This is a genomic window from Polaromonas sp. (assembly GCF_036676035.1).
Classification (GTDB): Bacteria; Pseudomonadota; Gammaproteobacteria; order Burkholderiales; family Burkholderiaceae_C; genus Polaromonas.
This window is the reverse complement of record NZ_JAKFDR010000026.1, coordinates 64834-73541: the sequence shown is the minus strand read 5'-3', so window position 1 is coordinate 73541 and position 8708 is coordinate 64834. Positions and strand designations below refer to the sequence as shown.

General features: G+C 61.6%; 7 protein-coding genes. 1 reads left to right on the top strand and 6 read right to left on the bottom strand.

Annotation, left to right across the window (positions count from 1 at the left end):
- The 6 genes from V6M61_RS05165 to V6M61_RS05140 form a co-directional block, all read right to left on the bottom strand.
- Window positions 1–799, bottom strand: a 799-nt coding sequence (locus V6M61_RS05165) for an enoyl-CoA hydratase/isomerase family protein (RefSeq protein WP_332775494.1), incomplete at its 3' end; no start/stop codon positions are given.
- A gap of 3 nt (window positions 800–802) precedes the next feature.
- The gene (locus V6M61_RS05160) at window positions 803–2410 is read right to left on the bottom strand and encodes a carboxyl transferase domain-containing protein (RefSeq protein ID WP_332775493.1); all 1608 of its coding nucleotides are present in this window, start codon (window positions 2408–2410) and stop codon (window positions 803–805) included.
- A complete protein-coding gene (locus tag V6M61_RS05155; protein ID WP_332775492.1) occupies window positions 2407–4104 on the bottom strand; it encodes an AMP-binding protein in 1698 nt (565 codons plus the stop codon). The genes V6M61_RS05160 and V6M61_RS05155 overlap by 4 nt, the downstream gene beginning before the upstream one ends.
- Before the next feature lie 538 nt (window positions 4105–4642).
- Window positions 4643–5392 carry a dienelactone hydrolase family protein gene (locus V6M61_RS05150; RefSeq protein ID WP_332775491.1) on the bottom strand — a complete coding sequence of 250 codons (750 nt, stop codon included), beginning with the start codon at window positions 5390–5392 and terminating at the stop codon, window positions 4643–4645.
- Between the two features lie 178 nt (window positions 5393–5570).
- Window positions 5571–6533 (bottom strand): endonuclease domain-containing protein, encoded by a 963-nt coding sequence (locus V6M61_RS05145; RefSeq protein ID WP_332775490.1) that lies wholly within the window; start codon window positions 6531–6533, stop codon window positions 5571–5573.
- Between the two features lie 343 nt (window positions 6534–6876).
- The gene (locus V6M61_RS05140; RefSeq protein ID WP_332775489.1) at window positions 6877–7929 is read right to left on the bottom strand and encodes an AraC family transcriptional regulator; all 1053 of its coding nucleotides are present in this window, start codon (window positions 7927–7929) and stop codon (window positions 6877–6879) included.
- Between the two features lie 100 nt (window positions 7930–8029).
- On the opposite strand from V6M61_RS05140, the gene V6M61_RS05135 reads away from it, so the two are divergent.
- Entirely contained in the window at window positions 8030–8698 is a 669-nt protein-coding gene (locus V6M61_RS05135; RefSeq protein WP_332775488.1) for a glutathione S-transferase family protein, read from the top strand.
- Window positions 8699–8708: the final 10 nt, after the last annotated feature.

Below are 8708 nucleotides of genomic sequence, written 5' to 3'. Positions count from 1 at the left end.
AAGACGGGTCTGGCTGGTCAGGCATGAGCCAGGACGGCTTGCGCTTCTGCAGGAAGGATTGCACGCCCTCCTTGCCCTGTTCGCTGGAACGAATATCGGCGATGCCCTTCACCGTCCGGACAATCAACTCGGCAGACAGCTCATGCCCGGCCACGTCCTGCACCAGCTGCTTGCAGGCCTGCACCGCCTGAGGGCTGGCATTGACCAGCGCCTGCGCGATCTCAGCCACCTTGGCATCGAGTGCATCAGCCTTCACCACTTCATGAATGAAACCGATACGGTGCGCCTCCCTGGCGTCAAACCGCTCAGCCGTCAAGAAATAACGGTGCGCCGCCCGCGTCCCCATGGCACGGATCACGTAGGGGCTGATGGTGGCCGGTATCAGGCCCAGTTTGACCTCGCTGAGGCAGTACTGCGCCGTGTCGCTAGAGACGGCAATGTCGCATGCCGCGACCAGCCCCATGCCGCCCGCATACACATCGCCCTGAACGCGGGCCACGGTGGGCTTTGGGCATTCATAAATGGCACGCAGCATCTCGGCCAGCTGCGCCGCGTCGGCCAGGTTCTCGACATGCGAATAGTCGGCCATGCGGCGCATCCAGTTCAGGTCGGCGCCCGCGCAAAAAGCCGCGCCTTCCGCACCCAGAACGATGCAACGCACATCGTCACGTTGACCCAGCCCAGCGAAAGCCTGCGTGAGCTCCGCAATGACTTCGTCGTTGAAGGCATTGCGCACCTCGGGGCGATTGAGGTGCAGCGTCGCTACACCGCCTTGAATAGTCAGCTGAAGGTGATTCATGGCTTACATCCTGAACAGGCCAAACTTCGTCTCGGGAATCGGCGCATTGAGCGACGCACTCAGACCCAGCGCCAGCACCCGGCGGGTGTCGGCCGGGTCAATCACCCCATCGTCCCACAAACGGGCAGTGGCGTAATAAGGATGGCCTTGATGTTCGTACTGCTGGCGGATCGGGGCCTTGAAGGCCTCCTCTTCCTCGGCAGACCAGGCGCCGCCTTTGCTCTCGATGCCGTCGCGCTTGACAGTGGCCAGTACGCCGGCCGCCTGCTCGCCGCCCATGACGGAAATGCGCGCGTTGGGCCACATCCACAGGAAGCGCGGGCTGTAGGCGCGGCCGCACATGCCGTAGTTGCCCGCGCCGAAGCTGCCGCCGATGATGATGGTGAACTTGGGCACCGCCGCCGTGGCCACGGCCGTGACCATTTTGGCGCCGTTGCGGGCGATGCCTTCGTTCTCGTACTTGCGGCCCACCATGAAGCCGGTGATGTTCTGCAAAAACACCAGCGGAATCTTGCGCTGGCAGCACAGCTCTATGAAATGCGTGGCCTTGAGGGCCGACTCACTGAACAAAATGCCGTTGTTGGCGATGATGCCGACCGGCATGCCTTCGATGCGGGCAAAGCCGCAGACCAGCGTGGTGCCATAACGCGCCTTGAATTCGTCAAACTCGCTGCCGTCCACAATGCGGGCGATGATTTCGCGCACGTCAAACGGCTTGCGGGTGTCGGTGGGGATCACGCCGTAGAGTTCTTCTGCTACAAATTTAGGAGCTACCGGCGCAATTGAATCAAGGGCTTTGGCCTTGTTTTGATTCAAATTTTTGACCGAAGCCCGCGCCAGCGCCAGTGCGTGCATATCGTTTTGCGCCAGATGATCCGCCACGCCCGACAGGCGCGTGTGCACGTCGCCGCCGCCCAGGTCTTCGGCCGTCACCACTTCACCGGTGGCGGCTTTGACCAGCGGCGGGCCGCCCAGGAAAATCGTGCCCTGGTTCTTGACGATGATGCTTTCGTCGCTCATGGCCGGCACGTAGGCGCCGCCCGCCGTGCAGGAGCCCATGACCACGGCAATCTGCGCAATGCCCTGCGCGCTCATGTTGGCCTGGTTGAAAAAGATGCGGCCAAAGTGATCCCGATCAGGAAACACCTCGTCCTGGTTGGGCAGGTTGGCGCCGCCCGAGTCCACCAGATAGATGCAGGGCAAGCGGTTTTGCTGGGCGATTTCCTGCGCCCGCAAATGCTTTTTGACCGTCATGGGGTAGTAGGTGCCGCCCTTGACCGTGGCGTCGTTGCACACAATCATGCAGTCCACGCCGCTGACACGGCCTATGCCCGCGATCACGCCGGCGCAGGGCGCATCGCCCTTGTACATGCCGTGTGCGGCCAGCGGCGCCAGTTCCAGGAAGGGCGTGCCCGGGTCCAGCAGCATCTGCACGCGGTCGCGCGGCAGCAGCTTGCCGCGGGCCGTGTGCTTGGCGCGTGCGGCTTCACCGCCGCCGGCCACGGCCTTGGCGATCTGCAGATTGAGGTCGTCCACCAGTACGCGCATCGCGGCGGCGTTGGCCTGGAAGTCGGCCGAGCGGGCGTTGAGTTTTGTCTCTAGGGTACTCATGCGGTTCTTTCTTCTTCCAGCCCCAGCTGGTCTTTCATGGCGTCGCGGATCTTGAACTTCTGGATCTTGCCGGTCACGGTCATCGGGAATTCGGCGACAAAACGAATGTAACGTGGCACCTTGTAATGCGCAATCTGGCCTTTGCAGAAGGCGCGAATCTCGTCTTCGCTCAAGGTCTGGCCCGGCTTGGCGATGATCCAGGCGCAGAGTTCTTCGCCGTACTTCTTGTCCGGCACGCCCACCACCTGCACGTCCTGCACCTTGGGGTGGCGGTAGAGGAATTCCTCGATCTCGCGCGGGTAGATGTTCTCGCCGCCGCGGATCACCATGTCCTTGATGCGGCCGACGATGTTGACGTAGCCTTCGGCGTCCATGGTGGCGAGGTCGCCGGTGTGCATCCAGCCTTCGGCGTCGATGGCTTCGCGGGTCCTGGCCTCGTCTTCCCAGTAGCCGTGCATCACCGAATAGCCGCGCGTGCAGAGTTCGCCCGAGACGCCGGGCGCGACGATCTCGCCGCTCTCGGGGTCGACGATCTTCACCTCCAGGTGCGGCTGCACCAGGCCCACGGTGGCCACGCGCTTTTCCAGTGGCGTGTCGGTGCTGCTCTGGCAACTGACCGGGCTGGTTTCGGTCATGCCGTAGGCGATGGTGATTTCGCGCAAATTCATCTGCTCCACCACGCGCTTCATGACCTCGATCGGGCAGGGCGAGCCGGCCATGATGCCGGTGCGCAGCGTGGACAGGTCGAACTCCGCAAAGCGCGGGTGGTCCAGCTCGGCGATGAACATGGTGGGCACGCCGTGCAGGCCGGTGCATTTTTCGGCCTGCACGGTTTGCAGCACGGCCAGCGGGTCAAAGCCGTCATTGGGGTAGACGATGGTCGCGCCATGCGTGAGGCAGGCCAGATTGCCCAGCACCATGCCGAAGCAGTGGTACAGCGGCACCGGAATGCACAACCGGTCGGCCGGGGTGAGCTTCATGGCCTCGCCGATGAAAAAACCATTGTTCAGGATGTTGCGGTGCGTCAACGTGGCACCCTTGGGAAAGCCCGTGGTGCCACTCGTGAACTGGATGTTGATCGGGTCGGTGGCCCTCAGCGTTTTCGCGATGGCAGCAACCCGCGGGTCCTGCGGGTCGCCCTGGGCCAGCAGATCGGAAAAGCGCAGCATGCCGGGCACATCGCCAGGTTTTTCACCGCCCTTCCCCGGCTCGTCGATCCAGGCGATCGTCTGCAGCTGCGGCAGGCGGGCCGACCCCAGTTCGCGCAGCATGCCGATGTAGTCGCTGGTCTTGAAGCGCGCCATGGTGACCAGCGCCTTGCAGCCCACCTTGTTGAGCGCGTACTCCAGCTCGGCCACGCGGTAAGCCGGGTTGATGTTGACCAGGACCAGCCCGACCTTGGCCGTGGCCAGTTGCATCAGCACCCATTGCGCGTTGTTGTGCGACCAGATGCCCACACGGTCGCCGGGCGCCAGGCCCAGCCCGAGCAGCGCACTGGCCAGCCGGTTGGCCTCGGTTTGCAGTGCGCGGTAGCTGTAACGCAGGCCTTGGTGAGCACTCACCAGCGCCTCATGGTCGGGCTGGCGTTCCACCATGGCATCAAAAAAGTCGCCCAGGGTCTGCTCGATCAGCGGCACGTCGGTGGCGCCGCGCGCCAGGCTCAGGGTGCTAGGGGCCGAGGGGGGTTGCGTCATGACAACCTCCGCCGAGCCGCCTCAAGGAGGTTGTGCGCCCCCTCGGGGGGCAGAGAACGCGAGTGAACGTGGGGGCTCATGTCTGTCTCCATGCAGGCCGGTGGTTTGAGAAACCAGGATTGGACCAGCAAGCATAAACGGAGGGCCGGATTCATGCCAGCCACAGAGGTTGCAAATCCTGCCACGGCACGGCGATGGATGGGCAGTCTGTTCCTCGTTCCAACACCGCTTCACTTCACGCCAGCGCAGGAAACCCGTCACCAGGAAAGAAGTTGTAGTTCACCCATCGAAGCTTGCGACGAGATTGATCGACCATCATGGCCAACCGGGTTCACCCCACACCGATAGACGCCGATAACTCTTCCGGCTCTTTAGCAGCCGTTTGTACCGACTGGCGCACCGGTGACGCAGATTCCATGTCGGCACGGGCCACAGCAGAGCCCACTTTAGATGCCGGATATACGACTGCAGGCGCTTCCCCAACAGCCAATCTATCGGTCAGTTTCTTGCGTTTGTGGGGGAGTCCATATAGGAAGGGTTAGGGCGCACGGCGCGGAAATAAGAAACGGTCAACATACGATCTCCACTTTTCTGAGTGGTTCGGCAACCCATGTCCATTCTCTGGCACGCCACTCACCAGATGGAACTCGACAGATCCGCCGGCTGACTTGAACGCGTCGACGTAGCTATGGACGGCGGCATCCCCGTAGAAGAGGTCGTTAGCCCCATACAGCCACAGCATCCTGGTGGGTGTGATGCGCCCATACTTGTGGAAACTTAAGAGGTTGAAGTCGACAAGGCACTGATCTTCTGCCTGTGCAACCCACCCCCCAACGAGGTTCACCACTTGCTGAACATCATTCCTGTACTTACCTTCGGCCGCGTAGGCCACCGATAGAAAGCCGCCACGCGACACCCCGAGCAGCAGAACATCATGAGCTTTGACGAACCGCAGCGTTCTTGAGAACTCGATGGTTGCGTCGATGTCTTGCATCGAGCTGGCAAGCCCAGGCAGCCAAGACTCTGGGTCGCAGTTCTTTTCTTCGGACTCGAGCGATGCGCCGGTGCTCTTACCACGCCCACGCCGCATGGGTGCGATTACGACGTAGCCACGCTCGCTCAGGTACTTGCTCACTTCCTGCCATGCGATGGACCGTTTCGGCGCACCACCTGCCGATCCGTGGTTGAGGATCGCAACAGGAAACGGCCCAGCTCCCTTCGGAATGAAGATCCGGGTTTCAAGTTGTGCAACCGTCTCGTGGCGCGATTGGTCGATGACGGGAACCATCTCGATCCTCGGTTGCCCAAGACATGCGCCAGCAGCAAGGAGTGCAAGTAACCCAACAACGATTCTGGTTCTCACGTTATTGCGCCCTAACGTGAAGATGACCGGACCACCAACATTTGCGGCGAAGCCGCCTCCTGCTGTTGTGGGTCCGCGTCGATTGACCAGTTAGCCAATGCCGTCATGATGGCAGTTTGGTCACTTGTTCGACGCCAGCCAAGGAGCAGATTTCGCTGATGCACTTGTCCAAGTTGCGGTAAATCTCAGTTCCCGTAAAGCGTAGTACATGCCAGCCTTGGCCAAAAAGCCAACGGTCTCGCTGAGCGTCATGGGTTCGCTGATACTTTGTCTTGTGATATTCGTGTCCATCGAGCTCGATGGCGATCTGCTTTTCGGGTATGGCAAAGTCGAGACTATATTTCCCAACCTTGTGCTGCGGGTAAATGTGAAGGTCGAGGAACGCCAATTCATAAAACATCTGCTCTAGTGGTGAGCCGAAGATGTTTGGAGTGAACTCATGGCGAATTGTGGGATCACGATTGAGGAGCTTCGATATGATTTCCTCACCCTCAAATATCGGTAGAACTAGCTCGCCGTCTTTGGTGGCTCTCGCTTTGGTTCGATCTATGGCGGGCACGAATTTCCCTGGGGCGGCTGCGTAGTACATATCTACAATTCGGCAGCCAACGCAAGGGCAGTTACCAGACTTGCAGCCTTTCGATATCACTCGGCTCTCGATGGTTGGCGATACGTAAGAATGAGTGAAAGTCCCATCTGGCTCTGTTTTAACAATTAGCAGAGCGTCCGGGGTTCGAAATACCTCATCAAGTCTCTGCTTTGTGACTGTTCCCTTGTAGCGCTTGTATTTCTCGTGCCTCAGGCCAAGCAGGAAGATTCCCCCTTCTTCGGTGAACGGGTAGGCCATGAGATTCGTTTCTAGTTCTTCTCCTCGTCCGATATCAATTATCGGGTACTGCTCTTCATTGTTTCCTACCGCTGCATGAAGCAGTACGCAGCCGATGCAGCCACAGCCGCTGCCCTTGCATTCCTTTGTAAGCACGAAATCACCAAAGGTCTCGGAGATGACTACGCAAATCCTTCGAATATCGTCGGCATACACGATGGCGTAATGGTCAGGAGTCATGTCGCAATCTCGAAATGACTACGCAATGTCGACCGTGCGGCCTGCGGCGCAGCCAGATACACCGCAGCACAGTGTGGGCGGCCACTGCGGCCAGAGCCCTCGTGCAGTCTGAGTTTTTTCAAAATCGTCATGTCAGCTCCCGGCCAAGGATTTGGCTATAAATAACATCCCGATTTGTATTTGGATTCGTCATGCCCGCGAAGGCGGGTATCCAGTATGACGCGTAAATGACGCTCAGCGCTTCGTAGTACGACTGGATTCCCGCCTTCGCGGGAATGACGAGCGGGAAGTTATTACTTGCCACATCCAAAATGTCCCGCCAAACCCGGCAGTCAGTCGCATTCTACTGACGAGGCGCACAGCCATCGTCCAGAGTCTGATCCAGGCTTGGCCCCAACGCCGCCTTGCGCCGGTACTCCGCCGGCGAATCGCCAGTCCATTGCCGGAACGCCCTGGCAAAGCTTTTTTCATTGCGAAAGCCGACCGCCAGCGCCACCTGTTTAATCGGCCGGCTGCTACGGCGCAGCGCATCCATGGCCTGCGCCTGCCGCACCTCGTCTTTCAGCGCCTGCAATGAGGCGCCCTCTTCCTGCAGTTGGCGGTGCAGCGTGCGGGGCGACACATTCAATGCATGGGCCAGCGCATCCGCATTCGCGGCCGCCGCCTGGCTTTGCAGCAGCATGCGCACGCGCTGCACCAGCAGCCTGTCGCGCCGGTATGGCCGCACCACCAGGGCCAACGCCTGCGGCAGCATGGCATTGAGGGCTTTTTCATCGCGGCGCAAGGGCATGGCCAGGTAACGCGCGTCGAAGCGCATGCAGGCCTGCGGTGCGTCAAACTGCACCGGCCCCGGAAACAGCACCGGGTACACCGCCGCATGCGCCGGGGCGGCAAACGGAAAGCAGGCCGCCAGCAACGGAATGCGTGAGTCGATCAGCCAGCAGGCCACGCCATGGAGGTTGCGCAGCAGCGTCACCAGGCAGAACTCGCGCATGGCAGGGTTCACCCCTTGATCGACCAAGGTCAGGGTGGCCACCTCGCCCGCCACCGACAGGTTCAACACCACATCGTTCGTCAGCAGCCCGTGGTGACGGCACCAGCGCCGCAGCGCCACGCCCAGACTGGGCGCACTCAGCGAGGCCCTGAGCAACATGCCGTAGCTGCCCCAGGGCAGCTTGCGCGAGAACCAGCCCAGGGCCTCGTCGTCAAGCTCGCGCATGGCCTCCCCGGCCAGAACCTCCAGTTGCTTTGAAGTGAGGGTGCCGTCTGGCCGACGCAGCGTTTCTGGCGCGATCTGTGCCTTGACCAGTGCGCCAGCGGAATCAACGCCATACCGCTCATAAGCCAGCAGGAGCGTCCTGACAAACGAGACCGGGGTGGCCGAAACGGGTTTCATGGGCTGCAGTGTAGCCCCGCCTGGCTGGCAGGATCAGACCCCATGGTGGCGGCCTGTGTCCGCCCGCTTGCCGTAGACTTGCCGAAAACCGGAGTCCCCCTTGATCACACTTCACCATTGCATGAGCGCGCGCTCGTTCCGCCCCCTGTGGATGCTGGAAGAGCTAGGCCTGCCCTACACGCTGAAAATGCTGCCCTTCCCGCCCCGGGCCCTGGCGCGGGACTATCTTGAGACCAATCCCCTGGGCACGGTGCCGCTGCTTGAAGACGGGGAGCTGCGCATGACCGAGTCGGCCGCCATCTGCCAGTACCTGGCGGCCCGACACAGCCCGGGCCGGCTGGATGTGCCGGCGAGCGACGCCGCATATGGCACCTACCTGAACTGGCTGCATTTCGGCGAGGCCACCCTGACCTTTCCGCAAACCCTGGTCCTGCGCTACTCGCGCTTCGAGCCCGCGCGTTCGCTGCAGGCGGTGGCGGACGACTACACGCGCTGGTTTCTGGCCCGGCTGCGCGTGCTGGATGGCGCGCTGGCACAGCAGCCGTTTCTCTGCGCGGGGCGCTTCACCGCCGCCGACGTCTCGGTGGGCTATGCACTCATGCTCGCGGAACACCTGGCGCTGGAGCCGCGCTTTTCGCCCGCGGTGCGCGACTACTGGCAGCGGCTGAAAAGCCGCGAAGCCTTCCAGCGCGCGATGAAGGCCCAGTGGCAGGCGGCCGTGGACCAGGGCGTGTCCACCGTCGCAGCGCCGGACACGCGCCCGGCCTGAGCGCGGGCGG

Excerpts from the sequence above, each read along its gene's own strand:
- V6M61_RS05160 (WP_332775493.1), bottom strand. The coding sequence starts at position 2,410 with ATGAGTACCCTAGAGACAAAACTCAACGCCCGCTCGGCCGACTTCCAG.
- V6M61_RS05155 (WP_332775492.1), bottom strand. The coding sequence starts at position 4,104 with ATGACGCAACCCCCCTCGGCCCCTAGCACCCTGAGCCTGGCGCGCGGC.
- V6M61_RS05150 (WP_332775491.1), bottom strand. The coding sequence starts at position 5,392 with ATGGTTCCCGTCATCGACCAATCGCGCCACGAGACGGTTGCACAACTT.
- V6M61_RS05145 (WP_332775490.1), bottom strand. The coding sequence starts at position 6,533 with ATGACTCCTGACCATTACGCCATCGTGTATGCCGACGATATTCGAAGG.
- V6M61_RS05140 (WP_332775489.1), bottom strand. The coding sequence starts at position 7,929 with ATGAAACCCGTTTCGGCCACCCCGGTCTCGTTTGTCAGGACGCTCCTG.